Origin of the sequence: Variovorax sp. EL159 (assembly GCF_900100965.1) — a bacterium.
Lineage (GTDB): Bacteria > Pseudomonadota > Gammaproteobacteria > Burkholderiales > Burkholderiaceae_C > Variovorax.
The window spans coordinates 636,224-654,012 of record NZ_FMUJ01000003.1 but is presented as its reverse complement, the minus strand read 5'-3'; the positions used below and the strand labels follow the sequence as shown (position 1 = coordinate 654,012).

Sequence of the window (17,789 nt, the reverse complement as noted above, 5' to 3'; positions counted from 1 at the left end):
CCCGAGATTAAATAGGAAAGACGCATATGAAGGTTTACTACGACAAGGACGCGGATCTCAGCCTCATCAAGGGCAAGACGGTCGCAATCATCGGTTACGGGTCGCAAGGTCACGCGCATGCGCAGAACCTGAACGACAGCGGCGTCAAGGTCGTGGTCGGCCTGCGCAAGGGTGGCGCTTCGTGGGACAAGGTCGGCAAGGCCGGCCTGCAGGTCGCCGAAGTGGCCGATGCCGTGAAGTCGGCCGACGTGGTCATGATCCTGCTGCCCGACGAGCAGATCGCCAACGTCTACAAGAACGACGTGGCCCCGCACATCAAGGAAGGCGCTTCGCTCGTCTTCGCGCACGGCTTCAACGTGCACTATGGCTTCGTGCAGCCACGCGCCGACCTCGACGTCTGGATGGTCGCCCCCAAGGCCCCAGGCCACACGGTGCGCAGCACGTACACGCAAGGTGGCGGCGTGCCCCACCTCGTGGCCGTGCACCAGGACAAGACCGGCAAGGCGCGTGACCTCGCGCTGAGCTACGCCACCGCCAACGGCGGCGGCAAGGCCGGCATCATCGAGACCAACTTCCGCGAAGAAACCGAAACCGACCTGTTCGGCGAACAAGCGGTTCTGTGCGGCGGCACGGTCGAGCTGATCAAGGCTGGTTTCGAAACGCTGGTGGAAGCCGGCTACGCGCCCGAAATGGCGTACTTCGAATGCCTGCACGAGCTCAAGCTCATCGTCGACCTGATCTATGAAGGCGGCATCGCCAACATGAACTACTCGATCTCGAACAACGCCGAATACGGCGAGTACGTCACGGGCCCGCGCATCGTGACCGACGAGACCAAGAAGGTCATGAAGCAAGTGCTCAAGGACATCCAGACCGGCGAATACGCAAAGAGCTTCGTGCTCGAAGCCGCTGCCGGCCAGCCCACGCTGATCAGCCGTCGTCGCCTGGGTGCCGAGCACCAGATCGAAGTGGTTGGCGAAAAGCTGCGCGCGATGATGCCCTGGATCAAGAAGAACAAGCTGGTCGACCAGACCCGCAACTGATTCTGCAGGCAAGAACGGGTGCTTCGGCACCTGTTTCCCAAGGGCCACCCGTCGCGGTGGCCCTTTTGTTTGATGGGGGCAAAGCATCCCCTGAACTACACTGCGAACCATGCGACTCACAGATCAAGATGCTATCGAATGGATAGCTGACCGCGCAGTGCCCATGAGGGACGGAGGCAAATTCAATGCATGACGATACGGTTCCCGACGAGGTGCAACCGCGCAAACGCCGCAAGGGCATCTACATCCTGCCGAACCTGTTCACGCTGGCGGCGTTGTTCGGCGGTTTCTACTCGGTCGTGATGGCCATGAACGCGCGCTTCGATCTCGCAGCGCTCGGCGTGTTCGCCGCGATGATTCTCGACAGCCTCGATGGCCGCGTCGCGCGCATGACCAACACGCAAAGCGCATTCGGCGAGCAGATGGATTCGCTGTCCGACATGGTGTCGTTCGGTGCCGCGCCTGCGTTGATCGCCTACGAGTGGTCGCTCAAGGGCCTGGGGCGCTGGGGCTGGATCGCAGCTTTTGTGTACTGCGCCTGTGCCGCGCTGCGGCTGGCACGCTTCAACGTCAACACCGGCGTGGTCGACAAGCGCTGGTTCCAGGGCCTGCCATCGCCTGCGGCTGCGGCATTGGTGGCGGGCTTCATCTGGCTGGTGGACGAGTGGGGCAAGCGCGGCGGCGAGGTGCTGTACCTCTCGTGGACGCAGATCACCTGGGTCACCTTCGCGTTCACGCTGTATGCGGGCCTGACGATGGTCACCAATGCGCCGTTCTACAGCTTCAAGGACATCCAGATGAAGAAGAGCGTGCCCTTTGCAGCGATCGTGCTGATCGCGCTGGGCATCGCGGTCATCAACATCCATCCGCCGACCGTGCTGTTCGGCCTGTTCGTCGTCTATGGGCTGAGCGGGTATGTGGTCTACGGATGGCGCAAGGCCAAGGGCCAGCCGGCCAGCGTGATCAGCACCTCGACCGAAGAGCCCGACGAGCGAGGCCTGCACAACTGAGCCCTGGGGCCTTCCCAGGCCCGCAAAGGCTGTGCTACATTCGCAACCCTCATGACCAAGATTTCGCTGCTGGCCCTACTAGCTCTCCCTCACGGGCGGAGACGGTAGCGCACGCGCAAATCCCTCACCACGGCCCGTTCGCACCAGCAACGGGCCGTTTGTTTTTGGGGTTGCTGGTTGAATACCAACCATCACAGAGAAATCGACATGCTCAAGCAACCTCAAGCCAAATACCGCGCATTCGCCCCGATCGGCCTCAAGGACCGCACCTGGCCCGATGCCGTGCTGACCAAGGCCCCGATCTGGCTGTCGACCGATCTGCGTGATGGCAACCAGGCCCTGGTCGAGCCCATGGACATCGCGCGCAAGATGCGCATGTTCGAGACCCTCGTGGCCATCGGCTTCAAGGAAATCGAAGTCGGCTTTCCTTCCGCTTCCCAGGTCGAATTCGACTTCGTGCGCAAGCTGATCGAGGAAGACCGCATTCCCGACGACGTGACGATCCAGGTGCTGACGCAGGCACGCGACCACCTCATCGCCCGCACCTTCGAGGCGCTGCAGGGCGCACCGCGCGCCATCGTTCACCTCTACAACGCCGTGGCCCCGGTGATGCGCCGCGTGGTGCTCGGCATGAGCGAAGACCAGATCGTCGAGCTCGCCACCACCCATGCGCGCATGTTCAACGACTTCGCCGCCAAGCAGCCGGCGACGCAGTGGACCTTCCAGTATTCGCCCGAAATGTTCTCGGGCACCGACGTCGCGTTTTCCAAGCGCGTGGTCGATGCGGTCACCGAAGTCTGGGCGCCGACGCCCGAGCGCAAGTGCATCGTCAACCTGCCCACCACGGTGGAGCATTCCACGCCGAATATCTTTGCCGACATGATCGAGTGGATGCACCGCAACCTTGCGCGGCGCGACTCGATCATCCTGTGCGTGCATCCGCACAACGACCGCGGTACTGGCACGGCGGCAGGTGAGCTGGCATTGATGGCGGGTGCCGAGCGCATCGAAGGCTGCCTCTTCGGCAACGGTGAACGCACCGGCAACCTCGACCTCGTGAACGTCGCGCTCAATCTCTACACGCAAGGCGTGTCGCCCGAGCTCGACTTCTCGAACATCGACGAAATTCGCGCGACGGTCGAGCACTGCAACCAGATTCCGGTACACCCGCGCCACCCGTACGTGGGCGATCTGGTCTACACCTCGTTCTCGGGCTCGCACCAGGATGCGATCAAGAAGGCCTTCGCCGCGCGCAAGGACGGCGACATCTGGGACATGCCCTACCTCCCCATCGACCCGAAGGACGTGGGCCGCAGCTACGAGGCCGTGATCCGCGTCAACAGCCAGTCGGGCAAGGGCGGCATGGCCTACCTGCTCGAGAGCGAGTACGGCATCGAGATGCCGCGCCGCCTGCAGATGGAATTCATGCAGACCGTGCAGCGCGTGATGGACGTGGCCGGCAAGGAGCTCACGGCGGCCGACCTCTGGGATCTCTTCGTGCGCGAGTACGGCATCGAGGCCGCCCATTCACTGCAGCACCGCGTGATCGAGGAAGAGGGCGAGGGCGCCGATGCTGTCGTGGTTCTGCGCGGCGACCTGCCCTGGGACGGTGAGATCCGCGCCATCGAAGGCCGTGGCAACGGGCCGATCGACGCCTTCACGCAGGCACTGAGCAAGGCCACCGGCCACACCGTGCGCGTGATGGACTACCACCAGCACGCCATCGGCGCCGGTGCCGATGCCAAGTCGGTGGCGTACCTTGAACTGCGCGTTGACGAAAGCCAGACCCTGTTCGGCGTCGGCATCGACGCGAACGTGATCTCGGCATCGCTCAAGGCCATCGTCTCGGGCGTCGAGCGGGCGCGGAGCCGGGGCGCGCGCAGCGCACAATCGGCGGTTGAAGTCGCCTGACGCTGCCCTTTGCCGGGTGCGCAAGGTGGAAACGAACAAAGGAGATTCACGATGGCTGACCAACTCATAATTTTCGACACCACCTTGCGCGACGGCGAGCAATCGCCCGGCGCCTCGATGACGCGCGACGAGAAGATGCGCATTGCCAAGCAGCTGGAGCGGCTCAAGGTCGACGTGATCGAAGCCGGCTTCCCGGCCAGCTCGAACGGCGACTTCGAAGCGGTCAAGGCGATTGCAGATGTCATCAAGGACGCGACGGTGTGCGGCCTTTCGCGCGCCAATGATCGCGACATCGCACGCGCGGCCGAGGCGCTGAAGGGCGCGGCGCGCGGCCGCATCCACACCTTCATTGCGACATCGCCGCTGCACATGGAGAAAAAGCTGCGCATGTCGCCCGAGGAGGTGCATGAGCAGGCCAAGCTGGCCGTGCGCTTTGCGCGCAATCTGGTGGGCGACGTCGAGTTCAGCCCCGAAGACGGCTACCGCAGCGACCCCGACTTTCTCTGCCGCGTCATCGAGACCGTGATCAACGAAGGCGCCACCACCATCAACGTGCCCGACACCGTCGGCTACGCGATCCCCGAGCTCTACGGCAGCTTCATCAAGATGCTGCGCGAGCGCGTGCCCAACAGCGACAAGGCGATCTGGTCCGTGCACTGCCACAACGACCTCGGGATGGCGGTGGCCAACTCGCTGGCCGGCGTGAAGATCGGCGGCGCGCGCCAGGTGGAGTGCACCATCAATGGCCTGGGCGAACGCGCGGGCAACTGTTCGCTCGAAGAAGTCGTCATGGCGGTGAAGACCCGCAAGGACTACTTCGGGCTCGACCTGCGGATCGACACCCAGCACATCGTGGCCGCCAGCCGCATGGTGAGCCAGACCACCGGTTTCGTGGTGCAGCCCAACAAGGCCGTGGTGGGGGCGAACGCCTTTGCGCACGCCTCGGGCATTCACCAGGATGGCGTGCTCAAGGCGCGCGACACCTACGAGATCATGCGGGCCGAAGACGTGGGCTGGACGGCCAACAAGATCGTGCTGGGCAAGCTCAGCGGCCGCAATGCCTTCAAGCAGCGCCTGACCGACCTGGGCGTGGCCATGGCGAGCGAAGCCGACATCAATGCCGCGTTTTCGCGCTTCAAGGAGCTGGCCGACCGCAAGTCCGAAATTTTTGACGAAGACATCCTCGCGCTCGTCAGCGCGGAAGAGGTGTCGAACGTTGGTGAGCAGTTTGCTTTCGTCTCTCTCTCCCAGCACAGCGAAACCGGCGAGCGCCCCCAGGCGAAGGTGGTTTTCACCGTCCAGGGCAAGGAAGTCACCGGCGAGTCCGACGGGAATGGCCCGGTGGATGCTTCCCTCAAGGCGATCGAGTCGCACGTCCAAAGCGGCGCCGAGATGGTTCTTTACTCTGTCAACGCCATCAGTGGCTCGACGGAAAGCCAGGGAGAAGTTACAGTCCGGTTACAAAACGCAGGGCGGGTGGTCAACGGTGTGGGTGCAGACCCCGACATCGTGGTCGCTTCGGCAAAGGCTTATTTGAGTGCGCTCAACAAGTTACAGAGCCAAGCTGAGAGAGTGGCAGCGCAAGGTTAGGTTTTCAGGCGTTCCTTGGTATTCGAATGAAGAAGAGGATGCAAGTAACTGATATTGCGTGTCTTTTTTGAATTCGATACACTGCGGTCCTCGTTTGTCGCCGCTGGAGATTTATTAATGCCTGAAGCCCGTCTCCGCCGAGTTTCCAGCCAGCGGTTTCTACCCGCGTTCAAATTCATCGCCGTCGCGCTCTGTGCCACGGCGTTTTTGCTGCCTGGCGCCCAGGCAGCAAAGAAAGAAAAGCCCACCGCCACCAAGACCGCCGCCGCCAAGAAGGCGAAGGGTCCGGTGCCGGTCGAAGTCAAGCGCACCGCGTCCGTCAAGGGCGCGCGCGGCGCTACCGCCGTTGTCGCCAAGCGCGGTGGCCGGGCCGAGAAGGCCGAAAGAGCAGAAAAGGTCGTTCGCGGTGGCCGCAATGTCGTCGCGACCATCCACAAGAAGAACGGCAAGACCGTGGTGGCCGTCCAGCGCCGCTCGATCGTTCGCGTCGAAGCCCCCCCGCGTCAGTCCTTCGGCCAGATGGCCGGCCTGCATGGCACCGAAGACGTGCTTGACCTGAAGTCGAGCGTTGCACTGGTGATCGACCAGGACACCCACGAAGTGCTGTTCAGCAAGAACGACCACGCCGTGCTGCCGATCGCGTCGCTCACCAAGCTGATGACCGGCCTGCTGATCAGCGAAGCCCATCTGCCGAACGACGAACTCATCACCATCACCCAGGATGACGTCGATACCGAAAAGCGCAGCAGCTCGCGCCTGACGGTCGGCACCACGCTGTCGCGCGGCGAACTGCTGCACCTGGCGCTGATGTCGAGCGAAAACCGCGCGGCGCATGCACTGGGCCGCACCTATCCGGGTGGCCTGGCGACCTTCGTGAGCATCATGAACGCCAAGGCCAGGATGCTCGGCATGAAGGACACGCGCTACGTGGAGCCCACGGGCCTGTCGAGCCGCAACCAGTCGAGCGCCCAAGACCTGGCGCTGCTGGTCAATGCCGCGTATTCCGATGCCACGGTGCGCTCGCTTTCGACGTCGCCTGAATACCAGGTCGAGGTCGGCAACCGCGTGCTGCAGTTCAACACCACCAACCGTCTCGTGAAGAGCCCGGATTGGGAAATCGGCGTGCAAAAGACCGGCTACATCTCTGAAGCCGGCCAGTGCCTCGTGATGCAGGCGAAGGTGGCTGGGCGCAAGCTGATCATGGTGTTCCTGGATTCGGCCGGCAAGTTCAGCCGCATTGCCGACGCCGAGCGCGTGCGTCGATGGGTCGAGGCCACACATGCCGTCGGTTCGCCGGCAGCTTCTTCCCGGAACACGAGCTTCCAGGTCGCTGGCTGAGAGGCACGATCCACAAAAAAGCCCGCTCTGCAGCGGGCTTTTTTATTTGCGCAGTCGAAGGGGCCCTGGCCGAAGGCCAAGGGGGTCGATCAAACGCCCGCAGTCGACGAAGAACTGTTGCCAGCGGGTGCCGGCGTGGCAGACGCCCCGTCCTTGAACCCAAGCGCTCCCGATATTTCGTTGGCCGTGGCCTGCAGCTTCGGCAGCCAGCCTTCATCCAGACGGTCGGCAGGGGCGGAAATCGACAGGCCCGCCACCAGCTTGCCCTGGTCGTCGTAGATGCCTGCGGCCATGCAGCGCACGCCCAGTTCGAGTTCTTCGTTGTCGCGGGCGATGCCGTACTGGCGCGCCTTCGACAGCTCCCGTTCGAGCGCGGGCAACTGCGTGATGCTGTTGCGCGTGTGGCCGGCCAAGCCCGTGCGCGTGGCGTAGCTGCGTACGCGCTGTGGATCGTCGGCCGCCAGGAACAGCTTGCCGGTCGACGTCAGGTGCAGGGCGGCCCGGCCGCCGATGGCGCGCACCACCTGCATGCCCGAGCGCTCGCTGTAGGAGCGCTCGATGTACACGATCTCGTCGCCCTGGCGCATGCTCAGGTTGACGGGCTGCTGCGTGAGCTTGTGCAGCTCGCGCATCGGGCCCAGGGCGGCGTCGCGGACGTTGAGCCGGCCCTTCACCAGATTGCCCAGCTCCAGCAGGCGCATGCCGAGCCGGTAGCTGCCCGCCTCGGGCCGGTCGACAAAGCGCCCGACAGCCAGGTCATTGAGGATGCGGTGCGTGGTGGAGGGGTGGAGGCCGGTCTTTTCGCTGATCTCCTTCAGCGAAATGGCCTCCTCGCGCGATGCCAGGACATCGATCAGCGAGAACATGCGCTCGATCACCTGGATCACGGGAACGGCTGGAACGTCGGATTGGTTTTTTCTCATGGCGCTGTGCGGTGAAGACCGGGCGCCATTTTACCTTGTGAAATCGCTTGGTGCCTGCCAGTGTCCATCCACCAACACTTCGTGAGGGGAAAAGCGCGCCTTGTAGTTCATCTTCGAGCTGTGCTCGATCCAGTAGCCGAGGTAGACGTGCGGCAACCCCAGCTTGCGGGCCTGCTCGATCTGCCAGAGCACGCTGTAGGTGCCGTAGCCAGCGCTCGTATCAGGCTCATAGAAGGTGTAGACGGCTGAAATGCCATCGTTCAGCACGTCGAGGATCGACACCATCCGCAATGCGCCGGCGCTGCCGTCGGGCAGCGTCTCGCGAAACTCCACCAGCCGCGAATTGACCCGGCTCTGCAGCAGGAACTGGGTGTACTGGTCGATGCTGTCGTGGTCCATGCCGCCGCCCGCGTGGCGGCCGTTCTGGTAGCGCAGGTAGAGCTGGTAGTGCTCGGGCATGAAGCACAGCTTGAGCACGCGCGCCTGCAGATCGGAGTGCTGCTTGAGCGCGCGCCGCTGGCTGCGCGTGGGGCGAAAGCTGTTCGCCAGCACCCGCAGCGGAATGCACGCGCGGCAGCCGTCGCAGTAGGGGCGGTAGGTGAACATGCCGCTGCGCCGGAAGCCGCTGAGCACCAGGTCGGAATAGGCGTCGTTGTGGATCAGGTGGCTGGGCGTGGCCACCTGCGAGCGGGCCTGGCGATCCGGCAGATAGCTGCACGGATAGGGCGCCGTCGCATAGAACTGCAGCGTGTGAAGCGGGAGATCCTTGAGGTGCGTCACGTCGAAAGAGGAGGTCGCGCGGACAGGAGTTCGTTCCAGTATACGGGCTCGAATCGCCACCGTGGCGCCTCCTCGTTCCGTGCCGCGGCCACATGCGCGACGAAGCGCTTGCGCGCCATCTCGCGGGCGCCGAGGCTCGCCAGATGGGCGGTGTTCTGCTGGCAGTCGATCATCTGCACGCCGAAGCGGCGGCACAGCGACACCAGCGCGGCCAGCGCGATCTTCGAGGCATCGGGCTGGCGGGTGAACATCGACTCGCCGAACACCGCGCGGCCCAGCGCCACGCAATACAGGCCGCCCGCGAGCTTGCCGTCGATCCAGGTCTCGACGCTGTGGGCATGGCCGGCCTCGTGCAAATTCGTATAGGCCTTGACCATGTCCGGCACGATCCAGGTGCCAGTCTGGCCCACGCGCGGCGAGCGCGAGCAGGCCTCGATGACCGAGGCGAAGTCATGGTCGATGCGCACTTCGCAGCCGGGCGTTTCCGCAAATCGGATCAGTGTCTTGCGCAGCGAGCGGTGCAGCTTGAACTGCGCCACCTGCAGCACCATGCGCGGGTCCGGGCTCCACCAGAGGATCGGCTGGTCTTCGCTGAACCACGGAAAGACACAGTGGCTGTAGGCCTGCATCAAAGTATTGACGTCCAGTGCACCACCGGCCGCAAGAAGACCGGGTACAGGGTCGGCCATGCCCCATGCCGAGGCGGGGTCGGGCAGGGCATCTCCGGGTTCGAGCCAAGGCAGTTGTCGCATGGGCATAGGTATACACGGCTTCACCAACCCCACTCCAGTTGGGCGAAAATCGCAGATCGCCGACACCGCCACGAGGGTTCGGCTCACAAGCTACGGCACCACAAAATCCGCCGAAAACCCTATAGTGCACAGCTTGCATTCGCAGCACACAGCAAGATCAGGCAGGCCCACGCACACGTTGGGGATGAGCACAAGAGGACCACGTTGACCACTGAACCCAACCCCACGCGCTTCGGCAGCGGCCAGGCGGTGCGCCGCCTTGAAGATGAAAGCCTGCTGGCAGGCGCCGGCCACTACACAGACGACGTCACGCTGCCCGACCAGGCCCATCTGGTCTTCCTTCGTTCCGCCTATCCCCACGCACGCATCCTGTCGATCGACACCAGCGCGGCCGCGGCCATGCCCGGTGTGCTGCGCGTGATCACCGGCGCCGACATGGCTGTAGCAGGCGTCAAACCGATGCCGGGCGCAGCAGGCTTCAAGCGCGCCGACGGCACCGACAGCGCCAGCCCGCCGCGCCGTGCCATGGCCCACGAGCGCACGCGCTTCGTCGGCGAGGCGGTGGCGGCGGTCATTGCCGACACGGTCCAGCAGGCGCGCGATGCCACCGAAGCCATCCTGGTTGAGTACGAAGACCTGCCCATGGTCGTCGACCTCGCCAGCGCCACCGCCGAAGGCGCGCCGCAGCTGTGCGAGGAGGCCACCGGCAACATCGCCGCCGAAATGCGGCACGGCAGCAGCGAAGCCGCAACGGCCGCCTTCGCCAAGGCCAGCCACGTGGTCGCGCTCGACGTCCACAACCAGCGCGTGGTTGCGCTCACCATCGAGCCGCGCTCCGTGCTGGCGGTGCAAGACGACGAAACCGGCCGCCTCACGATCCGCATGAGCACCCAGATGCCCTCAGGCGTGCGCGATTCCGTCTGCGCGGCCATCGGCCTTGCCAAGGAAAAAGTGCGCGTGGTCGTCGGCGACGTGGGCGGCGGTTTCGGCATGAAGACCGGCGCCTATCCCGAAGACATCGCGGTCGCCTTTGCGGCCTTGCAGGTCAAGCGGCCGGTCAAGTGGGTGGCCGACCGCAGCGAAGAATTCCTGTCGAGCGCGCACGGCCGCGACATCGAGGCCCGCGCTGAAATGGCGCTCGATGCCCAGGGCAAGATCCTGGCGCTGCGCATCAAGACGTTGGCCAACGTGGGCGCCTATGCCACCGGCACCGGCGTCGCGATCCAGCTGCTGATCGGCCCGTGGGTCCAGACCAGCGTCTACGACATCCAGACCATCGACTTCCACTTCAAGGCCGTGCTCACCAACACGGCGCCCACCGGCGCCTACCGTGGCGCAGGGCGGCCCGAGGCCATCTTCACCATCGAGCGCCTGATGGACGAGGCCGCGCGCCAGACCGGCATCGACCGCATCGTGCTGCGCCGCCGCAATTTCATCCGCCCCGAGCAGATGCCGTACAAGAACCCGATGGCGCAGACCTACGACACCGGCAACTTCGAGTCGGTGATGGACCAGGCCCTGACGCTCGCCGACTGGCAGGGCTTCGAGGCCCGCGCGGCCGAATCGGCCAGCCAGGGCAAGCACCGCGGCCTGGGCATCGCCACCTTTCTCGAATGGACGGGCGGCAACGTGTTCGAGGAGCGCGTCACGGTCTCGGTGCAGGCCGACGGCGTGATCGAGGTGTTCTCCGCCGTCAACGCCATGGGGCAGGGCATTGCCACCTCGCTCGCCCAGCTGGCGGTCGATGCCTTCGGCGTGCCGATCGACAAAGTGCGCGTGGTGCTGGGCGACACCGACCGCGGCGACGGCTTCGGCAGCGCCGGCTCGCGTTCGCTCTTCACAGGTGGCTCGGCCGTGCGCATCGGCGCCGAGCGCACCATCGACAAGGCCCGCGAACTCGCGGCGCAAGAGTTCGAGGCCGCCCTCGACGACATCACCTACACCCGCGGCGTGTTCACCGTGGCCGGCACCGACCTCGAACTCGACCTCTTCACGCTCGCCGGCAAGCAGCCCGAGCGCGAAATCTTCGTCGACTCCACCAGCACGGTGGCCGGCCCCACCTGGCCCAACGGCTGCCACATCTGCGAGATCGAGATCGATCCGCCCACCGGCGAGATCAGCGTGGTGGCCTACAGCTCCGTCAACGACGTCGGCCGCGTCATCAACCCGATGATCGTGCGCGGCCAGCTCGAAGGCGGCGCGGTGCAGGGCATCGGGCAGGCGCTCTACGAGCAGGTGGTGTACGACCACGAAACCGGCCAGCCCGTCACCGGCAGCCTGATGGACTATGCGGCGCCGCGCGCCGACATCGTCAGCACCATGTTCAACATGGAGATGGACGAATCGACCCCCTGCATCAACAACCCGCTGGGCGTGAAGGGCGTGGGCGAACTCGGCACCATCGGCGCCACGCCGGCCATCGTGAATGCGGTGGCCGATGCCTTTGCGCGCAACGGCCTGGCAGCGCGCGCACCGCGCCTGCACATGCCACTGAGCCCGTCGCGCGTCTGGCAGGCGATGCAGACCATCGACTAGGAAGGCCGCTCGCCGCAGGGTGAAACGCGATGCTCGTCACCACCGAACTGCAGACCGACCCGATCCGCGTGTCGCGCTACCGCTGCGACGCGGGCCCCGATGCGCAGCCGTTCACCGAGATGCACGAGGGCTACTCGGTCTCGTACGTGCGCAAGGGCAGCTTCGGCTATCGCACGCGCGGCAACGCCTATGAGCTGGTCGCGGGTTCGGTGCTGGTGGGCTGTCCGGGCGACGAGTACGTCTGCACGCACGATCACCACATCTGCGGCGACGAGTGCCTGGCCTTTCACCTGTCCCCGGGTTTCGTCGACCTGATCGGCGGCGACCAGCGCACGTGGCGCACGGCTGCGCTGCCGCCGCTGCCCGAACTCATGGTGCTGGGCGAGCTGGCCCAGGTCGCGGCCGAAGGGCAGAGCGACGTCGGGCTCGATGAGCTGGGCATGTGGTTCGCCAGCCGCTTCGTCGAGGTCGTGGGTGGTCAGGGCAAGCCGGCACCGAAGTCCGCCGGTGCGCGAGACCGCCGCCGCGCGGTCGATGCGGCGATGTGGATCGACGCCAACTCCCACGACGACATCGGCCTCGATGGCGCGGCATCCGAAGCGGGCCTGAGCTCGTTCCACTTCCTGCGCCTGTTCTCGCAGGTGCTCGGCGTGACGCCGCACCAGTACCTCGTGCGCTCCCGGCTGCGCCACGCCGCGCGCCTGCTCGCGGACGACGAGCGCCCCGTCACCGACGTGGCCTTCGACGTGGGCTTTGCCGATCTCAGCAACTTCGTGCGCACCTTCCACCGGGCTGCCGGCGTGTCGCCGCGCGGCTTCCGGCAGGCCGCCAAGGGCGACCGCAAGATTTTCCAAGACCGCATTGCCGCGCTCTTCCATGATGACCGCCTGATTCACACATCGAGCAGGAAGCCATCATGTACGACCACATCGGATTGAAAGTCGCGGACCTCGCCGCGAGCCGCCGTTTCTACGAAGCCGCGCTTGCGCCGCTCGGCCACGTGCTGGCCTCGCACGACGACAGCTATGCCGGCATCGGCCCGGCCGGAGCGCCCGCGCTGTGGCTCTATGCGGCCAAAGGCACGAAGGGGCCGGGCACCCACATCGCGTTCCGCGCCACCGACCACAAGGCCGTCGCGGCCTTCCACAAGGCGGGCCTGAAGGCCGGCGGCACCGACAACGGCGGCACCGGTCCGCGCACGGACTACAGCCCGACCTACTACGCGGCCTTCCTGATCGATCCGGATGGCAACAACGTCGAGGCCGTCTGCCCCTGAGGCGCGCGCATTGCCATGGCAACGATCTACAAGGAATTCATCGTCGAAGCGGATGTGGCGCAAGTGTGGGATGCATTGCGCGACTTCGGCGCCGTGCACACGCGTCTGGCGCCGGGCTTCCTGACGGGCTGCAGGCTCGACGGCACGGGTGCCCGCATCGTCAGCTTCGCCAACGGCCTCGTCGCGCGCGAGATGCTGGTCGGCATCGACGACGCGAACCGGCGCCTGGCCTACACCGTCACCGACGGCAAGGCCAGCCACCACCACGCATCGGCGCAAGTGTTCGCACAGGGCGAGGGGCGCGCCTGTTTCGTCTGGATCACCGACGTGCTGCCGGACGCACTGGCGGCCTACATCGAGCCGATGATGGTGCAGGGCGGGCAGGCGATGAAAGCCGCCCTCGAAGGGCAAAGCGCCACCGTGGCGCCGCTCGCCTAGAAGTCTTCGAGCGGCAGGCCGACGTAGTTTTCCGCCAGCGCGGTCGACGCCGCCTTCGAGTGCACCAGGTAGTCGAGTTCGGCTTCCTGGATCTTCTGGCCGAAGGCGCCGGTCTCGGGAAAGCGGTGCATCAGCGAGGTGAACCACCACGAGAAGCGCTCGGCCTTCCACACGCGGCGCAGGCAAAGGTCGGAATAGCGGTCGAGCGCCGAGGCCGATTTTTCGCCGTAGAAGATCTCGAGCGCACGCGAGAGGTAGCCCACGTCGGCGGTCGCAAGGTTCAGCCCCTTGGCACCGGTCGGCGGCACGATGTGCGCCGCGTCGCCGGCCAGGAACAGCGAGCCGAAGCGCATCGGCTCGGCCACGAAGCTGCGCAGCGGCGCGATGCTCTTTTCGAGCGAGGGGCCGGTCACCAGCTGCTCGCGGGCCTCGGGGTCGAGCCGCGCGCGCAGTTCGTTCCAGAAGGCTTCGTCGCTCCAGTTTTCCACGCGTTCTTCGGTCGGCACCTGCACGTAGTAGCGGCTGCGCGTGGCGCTGCGCATGCTGCACAGCGCAAAGCCGCGCTCGGTGTTCGCGTAGATCAGCTCGTGCGACACCGGCGGCACGTCGGCCAGTACGCCCAGCCAGCCGAAGGGGTAGACCTTCTCGTAGGTCTGGATCGCATCGGCCGGCACGCTCGCGCGGCTCACGCCGTGGTAGCCGTCGCAGCCGGCGATGAAGTCGCATTCGATCTCGTGCGTCTGGCCGTCTTTCTCGTAGCGCACGCGCGGCCTGCCCGAATCGAAGTCGTGCAGGCTGACGTTCGCCGCGCTGTAGATGGTGGCAAGGCCCTCGGCCGTGCGCGCTTCCATCAGGTCGCGCGTCACTTCGGTCTGGCCGTACACCGTGACCTGCTTGCCGCCCGTGAGGCCGTGCATGTCGATGCGATGGCGCGCGCCCTTGAACAGCAGCTCGATGCCCTCGTGCGGCAGGCCCTCGGCCTTGGCGCGGACGTCGACGCCGGCACGCGCCAGCAGGTCCATCGTGACCTGTTCCAGCACGCCGGCGCGGATGCGGCCGAGCACGTAGTCGCCGCTCTGGCGCTCGACGATGACGTTGTCGATGCCTGCCTTGTGCAGCAGTTGTCCGAGCAGAAGGCCGGCGGGGCCTGCGCCGATGATGGCGACCTGGGTGCGCATGTTCGTGTCTCCGGAGGGTTTTGCAGAGCGTAGGGCGCACCCGGTGTTTTGGCGCGGCGGACCGCGAGGCTCTGTGCGATCATGCGAACGCGTGCGCGATGATCGCGCAAACACTTCGACAGACCCACGAATGACCATCGCCAAAGCCGATTTCATCGAAGGCATTGCCAAGGGAATGGCGGTGCTCGAGAGCTTCGACACCGAGCGCCAGCGCCTCAATGCCACCCTGGCCGCCGAGCGCGCCGGCCTCACGCGCGCCGCCGCCCGCAGGCACCTGCTGACGCTGGCCCATCTGGGCTACCTCGAAACCGACGGCAGCTATTTCTGGATGGCACCCAAGGTGCTGCGCTTCTCGGGCAGCTACCTGGCCTCGTCGCGCCTGCCGCGTGCGTTGCAGCCCACGCTGAACCGGCTGGCGGCGCAGACCGGTGAGTCGTTCTCGGCGGTGGTGCTCGATGGGGAAGAGGTGGTGATCGTCGCGCGCAGCGGCAGCTACGGCACGCCGACCCGCGTGCTCGCCTACGGCCTGCACCTGGGGGCGCGGCTGCCGGCCCATGCCACTTCCACCGGCCGCGTTTTGCTGGCCGCCTTGCCGCCCACCCAGTTCACGCAGTGGCTCAAGGGCCGCCACCTCGCGCGGCTGACGCCGCACACCGTGACACAAGCTCGCGGACTGCGCCAGCTGGTCGCGCGCGCGCGCAAGGACGACCATTGCTTCGCGAGCGAAGAGCACGAGCTCGGCGTGCAGGCGCTGGCCGTGCCGCTGCGCGACATGCAGGGCCACACCGTGGCCGCACTCAACGTGGTGTTGTCGGGCACGCGCTACCAGGAAGAGGCCCTGCAGCGCGACATGCTGCCGCTGCTGTTCGAGGCGGCGCGCGAAGTCCGCTCCCTGCTCTGAACTGAACTTCGCCGCAAGCCCTGCCTCGAAGCCAAAAACGGAACACAACAACCATGCGACTCCTGCTTCTCGAAGACGACGTGATGATCGGCGAGGCCGTGCTCGACCTGCTGCGCGCCGAGCAATACGCGGTGGACTGGGTGAAAGACGGCGATGCCGCCGAGTCGGCATTGCGCGCCCAGCAATACGACCTCGTGATGCTCGACCTGGGCGTGCCCCGGCGCGACGGCCTCGAGGTGCTGCGCAACCTGCGCGCGCGCAAGCAGCGCATGCCGGTGCTGATCGCCACCGCGCGCGACTCGGTGCAGCAGCGCATCGAAGGGCTCGATGCCGGTGCCGACGACTACGTGCTCAAGCCCTACGACCTCGACGAACTGCTGGCCCGCATCCGGGCCTTGCTGCGCCGCGCCGCGGGCCGGGCGGAGCCCGTGTACGAGCACATGGGCGTGAGCATCAACCCGGCCACGCGCGAGGTCACGGTCAACGGACAGCCGGTGGTGCTCTCGGCGCGCGAATGGGCCGTGCTGGAGCCGCTGCTCGCGCGGCCCGGCATGGTGCTTTCGCGCGCACAGCTCGAAGAAAAGCTCTACAGCTGGAAAGACGAGATCAGCAGCAACGCCGTCGAGGTGTACGTGCACGGCCTGCGCAAGAAGCTCGGCGCCGAGCTGATCCGCAACGTGCGTGGCGTCGGCTACATGGTCCCGAAGGTATGAGGCGCAGCCTGACCGGATCGCTGCGCGCGCGCCTGCTGTGGTTCCTGCTCGCGGCCATCGTGCTGGCCGCCGGTGCGCAGGCCCTCGTGGCCTACCGCACCGTGCTGAGCGAAGCCGACGACATCTTCGACTACCACATGCAGCAGATGGCGATGTCGTTGCGCGCCGGCCTGCCGCCGAGCGCGGCCGTCGGCGGCATCGGCAGCGGTGAGCAGAACTTCGACTTCGTCGTGCAGGTGTGGACGGCTGACGGTGTGCGCGTCTTCGAGTCGGCCGAGCAGGCCGCGCTGCCGCAGCTCGCGGTGCTGGGCTTTGCCGATGTGCACGCGCGCGGCACCACCTACCGCGTGTTCTCGATGCAGACGCGTGGGCTGGTGATCCAGGTGGCGCAGGACATGGCGGCGCGGCGCAGCATGGCCGGCACGCTGGCGCTGCGAACCATCGCGCCGGTGGCGTTGATGGCGCCCCTGCTGATGCTGGTCGTGTGGTGGGTGGTGAGCCGATCATTGGCGCCGGTGGCGCGCGTGCGAACGCAGGTGGCGTCGCGGCAGGCGGACGACCTGTCGCCTGTGAGCGAAGAAGACCTGCCCGACGAAGTGCGCCCGTTGGTGCAGGAGTTGAACCTGCTGTTCGACCGCGTGCGGCATGCCTTCGATGCGCAGAAGCACTTCGTCGCCGATGCGGCGCATGAGCTTCGATCACCGCTTGCCGCGCTCAAGCTGCAGGTGCAGGGCCTGCAACGCGCACCCGATGGCGCGTCGCGCGACCTGGCCGTGAGCCGGCTGGTCGCGGGCATCGACCGTGCCACGCGGCTGGTCGAGCAGATGCTCGCGCTGGCCCGCCACGAAGCCAGCATGGCGGCCGGTGCCAGGCCCGAGCCGGTCGACCTGTCCGAGGTCGCGCGCCTGGCCGTGTCCGACGCCGTGGCCGCCGCGCAGGCGCGCGGCATCGACATCGGCATCAACCATGCGGATGCGGCCGTGGTCAGCGGCCAGCCCGAGGCCTTGCGCATGCTGCTGCGCAACCTGCTGGAGAACGCGGTCAAGTACACGCCCCTCGAAGGCCGCGTCGACATCGGCATTGCGCGACTCGACGGCGCGGTCGAACTCAGCGTCGAAGACAGCGGCCCGGGCCTGCCCGAAGCCGAGCGCGAGCGTGTGCTCGACCGCTTCTATCGCTCGGGCGAAACGCAGGCGCCCGGCAGCGGGCTGGGCCTTGCCATCGTCAAGTCGATTGCCGAGCTGCACGGCGCCACGGTGGCGCTCGATGCCTCGCCCAGCCTGGGCGGCCTGCGCGTGCGGGTGGTGTTTGCCCCTTCTGGCCCGGAAAAGGCGAAGGCATAGAGCCCTGGCCCGTTTAAGCGGCGCTTAAGTCAGCGCAACGACATTCCTTTCATCGTGT

17 protein-coding genes are annotated in these 17,789 nt (G+C 66.1%); 12 read left to right on the top strand and 5 right to left on the bottom strand.

The genetic code is table 11. The features are described from left to right. Positions 1 to 26 precede the first annotated feature (26 nt). The 4 genes from ilvC to BLQ28_RS15100 all read left to right on the top strand — a co-directional run bounded on the left by ilvC (position 27) and on the right by BLQ28_RS15100 (position 5,554). Positions 27 to 1,043: a ketol-acid reductoisomerase gene (gene ilvC, locus BLQ28_RS15115; protein ID WP_093240696.1), complete on the top strand. Its 1,017-nt coding sequence runs from the start codon at positions 27 to 29 to the stop codon at positions 1,041 to 1,043. Positions 1,044 to 1,228: 185 nt separating this feature from the next. Continuing rightward, positions 1,229 to 2,053, top strand: a complete 825-nt coding sequence (pssA, locus tag BLQ28_RS15110; protein ID WP_093240693.1) for a CDP-diacylglycerol--serine O-phosphatidyltransferase — start codon at positions 1,229 to 1,231, stop codon at positions 2,051 to 2,053. Positions 2,054 to 2,260: 207 nt separating this feature from the next. Beyond that, positions 2,261 to 3,964: a 2-isopropylmalate synthase gene (gene leuA, locus BLQ28_RS15105; RefSeq protein WP_093240690.1), complete on the top strand. Its 1,704-nt coding sequence runs from the start codon at positions 2,261 to 2,263 to the stop codon at positions 3,962 to 3,964. Positions 3,965 to 4,015: 51 nt separating this feature from the next. Beyond that, entirely contained in the window at positions 4,016 to 5,554 is a 1,539-nt protein-coding gene (locus tag BLQ28_RS15100) for a 2-isopropylmalate synthase (RefSeq protein WP_093240687.1), read from the top strand. Here BLQ28_RS15100 and BLQ28_RS33280 read toward each other — a convergent pair. Next, positions 5,551 to 5,859 (bottom strand): hypothetical protein, encoded by a 309-nt coding sequence (locus BLQ28_RS33280; protein ID WP_256327301.1) that lies wholly within the window; start codon positions 5,857 to 5,859, stop codon positions 5,551 to 5,553. The genes BLQ28_RS15100 and BLQ28_RS33280 overlap by 4 nt on opposite strands. Here BLQ28_RS33280 and BLQ28_RS15095 point away from each other — a divergent pair. Next, positions 5,843 to 6,892, top strand: a complete 1,050-nt coding sequence (locus BLQ28_RS15095; RefSeq protein ID WP_256327300.1) for a serine hydrolase — start codon at positions 5,843 to 5,845, stop codon at positions 6,890 to 6,892. The genes BLQ28_RS33280 and BLQ28_RS15095 overlap by 17 nt on opposite strands. An 89-nt stretch (positions 6,893 to 6,981) precedes the next feature. Here BLQ28_RS15095 and BLQ28_RS15090 read toward each other — a convergent pair whose 3' ends face one another. From BLQ28_RS15090 to aat, 3 genes are read right to left on the bottom strand one after another with little or no spacing between them, the layout of a single operon-like run. Continuing rightward, positions 6,982 to 7,815: an IclR family transcriptional regulator gene (locus tag BLQ28_RS15090; RefSeq protein WP_093240682.1), complete on the bottom strand. Its 834-nt coding sequence runs from the start codon at positions 7,813 to 7,815 to the stop codon at positions 6,982 to 6,984. A gap of 30 nt (positions 7,816 to 7,845) precedes the next feature. After that, complete coding sequence (locus tag BLQ28_RS15085) at positions 7,846 to 8,595, bottom strand: arginyltransferase (RefSeq protein ID WP_093240679.1); 750 nt, start codon at positions 8,593 to 8,595, stop codon at positions 7,846 to 7,848. Continuing rightward, on the bottom strand, positions 8,592 to 9,347 hold the full coding sequence (gene aat / locus BLQ28_RS15080) for a leucyl/phenylalanyl-tRNA--protein transferase (protein WP_093241708.1): 756 nt from the start codon (positions 9,345 to 9,347) through the stop codon (positions 8,592 to 8,594). The genes BLQ28_RS15085 and aat overlap by 4 nt, the downstream gene beginning before the upstream one ends. A 204-nt stretch (positions 9,348 to 9,551) precedes the next feature. Here aat and BLQ28_RS15075 point away from each other — a divergent pair, with 204 nt between their 5' ends. From BLQ28_RS15075 to BLQ28_RS15060, 4 genes are read left to right on the top strand one after another with little or no spacing between them, the layout of a single operon-like run. Next, positions 9,552 to 11,882, top strand: a complete 2,331-nt coding sequence (locus BLQ28_RS15075; RefSeq protein ID WP_093240676.1) for a xanthine dehydrogenase family protein molybdopterin-binding subunit — start codon at positions 9,552 to 9,554, stop codon at positions 11,880 to 11,882. Positions 11,883 to 11,911: 29 nt separating this feature from the next. Further along, positions 11,912 to 12,820: a helix-turn-helix transcriptional regulator gene (locus BLQ28_RS15070; protein ID WP_093240674.1), complete on the top strand. Its 909-nt coding sequence runs from the start codon at positions 11,912 to 11,914 to the stop codon at positions 12,818 to 12,820. Then, a complete protein-coding gene (locus tag BLQ28_RS15065; protein WP_093240672.1) occupies positions 12,799 to 13,158 on the top strand; it encodes a VOC family protein in 360 nt (119 codons plus the stop codon). The genes BLQ28_RS15070 and BLQ28_RS15065 overlap by 22 nt, the downstream gene beginning before the upstream one ends. Before the next feature lie 15 nt (positions 13,159 to 13,173). Continuing rightward, positions 13,174 to 13,596 (top strand): SRPBCC family protein, encoded by a 423-nt coding sequence (locus BLQ28_RS15060; protein ID WP_093240670.1) that lies wholly within the window; start codon positions 13,174 to 13,176, stop codon positions 13,594 to 13,596. On the opposite strand, the gene pobA is transcribed toward BLQ28_RS15060, so the two are convergent. Further along, positions 13,593 to 14,774: a 4-hydroxybenzoate 3-monooxygenase gene (pobA, locus tag BLQ28_RS15055; RefSeq protein ID WP_093240667.1), complete on the bottom strand. Its 1,182-nt coding sequence runs from the start codon at positions 14,772 to 14,774 to the stop codon at positions 13,593 to 13,595. The genes BLQ28_RS15060 and pobA overlap by 4 nt on opposite strands. A 130-nt stretch (positions 14,775 to 14,904) precedes the next feature. On the opposite strand from pobA, the gene BLQ28_RS15050 reads away from it, so the two are divergent. From BLQ28_RS15050 to BLQ28_RS15040, 3 genes are read left to right on the top strand one after another with little or no spacing between them, the layout of a single operon-like run. Further along, complete coding sequence (locus BLQ28_RS15050; protein ID WP_093240664.1) at positions 14,905 to 15,675, top strand: IclR family transcriptional regulator domain-containing protein; 771 nt, start codon at positions 14,905 to 14,907, stop codon at positions 15,673 to 15,675. Positions 15,676 to 15,728: 53 nt separating this feature from the next. After that, positions 15,729 to 16,388, top strand: coding sequence for a response regulator (locus BLQ28_RS15045; RefSeq protein WP_093240660.1), 660 nt, complete (start codon positions 15,729 to 15,731; stop codon positions 16,386 to 16,388). Continuing rightward, complete coding sequence (locus BLQ28_RS15040; protein WP_093240657.1) at positions 16,385 to 17,731, top strand: ATP-binding protein; 1,347 nt, start codon at positions 16,385 to 16,387, stop codon at positions 17,729 to 17,731. The genes BLQ28_RS15045 and BLQ28_RS15040 overlap by 4 nt, the downstream gene beginning before the upstream one ends. The last annotated feature ends 58 nt before the right edge of the window (positions 17,732 to 17,789 follow it).

Bases quoted from the DNA above. Each gene is read 5' to 3' on its own strand.
- BLQ28_RS15070 (WP_093240674.1), top strand. From the start codon at position 11,912: ATGCTCGTCACCACCGAACTGCAGACCGACCCGATCCGCGTGTCGCGC.
- aat (WP_093241708.1), bottom strand. From the start codon at position 9,347: ATGCGACAACTGCCTTGGCTCGAACCCGGAGATGCCCTGCCCGACCCC.
- pssA (WP_093240693.1), top strand. From the start codon at position 1,229: ATGCATGACGATACGGTTCCCGACGAGGTGCAACCGCGCAAACGCCGC.
- BLQ28_RS15050 (WP_093240664.1), top strand. From the start codon at position 14,905: ATGACCATCGCCAAAGCCGATTTCATCGAAGGCATTGCCAAGGGAATG.
- BLQ28_RS15040 (WP_093240657.1), top strand. From the start codon at position 16,385: ATGAGGCGCAGCCTGACCGGATCGCTGCGCGCGCGCCTGCTGTGGTTC.
- pobA (WP_093240667.1), bottom strand. From the start codon at position 14,774: ATGCGCACCCAGGTCGCCATCATCGGCGCAGGCCCCGCCGGCCTTCTG.
- BLQ28_RS15065 (WP_093240672.1), top strand. From the start codon at position 12,799: ATGTACGACCACATCGGATTGAAAGTCGCGGACCTCGCCGCGAGCCGC.
- BLQ28_RS15045 (WP_093240660.1), top strand. From the start codon at position 15,729: ATGCGACTCCTGCTTCTCGAAGACGACGTGATGATCGGCGAGGCCGTG.
- BLQ28_RS15060 (WP_093240670.1), top strand. From the start codon at position 13,174: ATGGCAACGATCTACAAGGAATTCATCGTCGAAGCGGATGTGGCGCAA.
- BLQ28_RS15090 (WP_093240682.1), bottom strand. From the start codon at position 7,815: ATGAGAAAAAACCAATCCGACGTTCCAGCCGTTCCCGTGATCCAGGTG.
- BLQ28_RS15100 (WP_093240687.1), top strand. From the start codon at position 4,016: ATGGCTGACCAACTCATAATTTTCGACACCACCTTGCGCGACGGCGAG.
- ilvC (WP_093240696.1), top strand. From the start codon at position 27: ATGAAGGTTTACTACGACAAGGACGCGGATCTCAGCCTCATCAAGGGC.
- leuA (WP_093240690.1), top strand. From the start codon at position 2,261: ATGCTCAAGCAACCTCAAGCCAAATACCGCGCATTCGCCCCGATCGGC.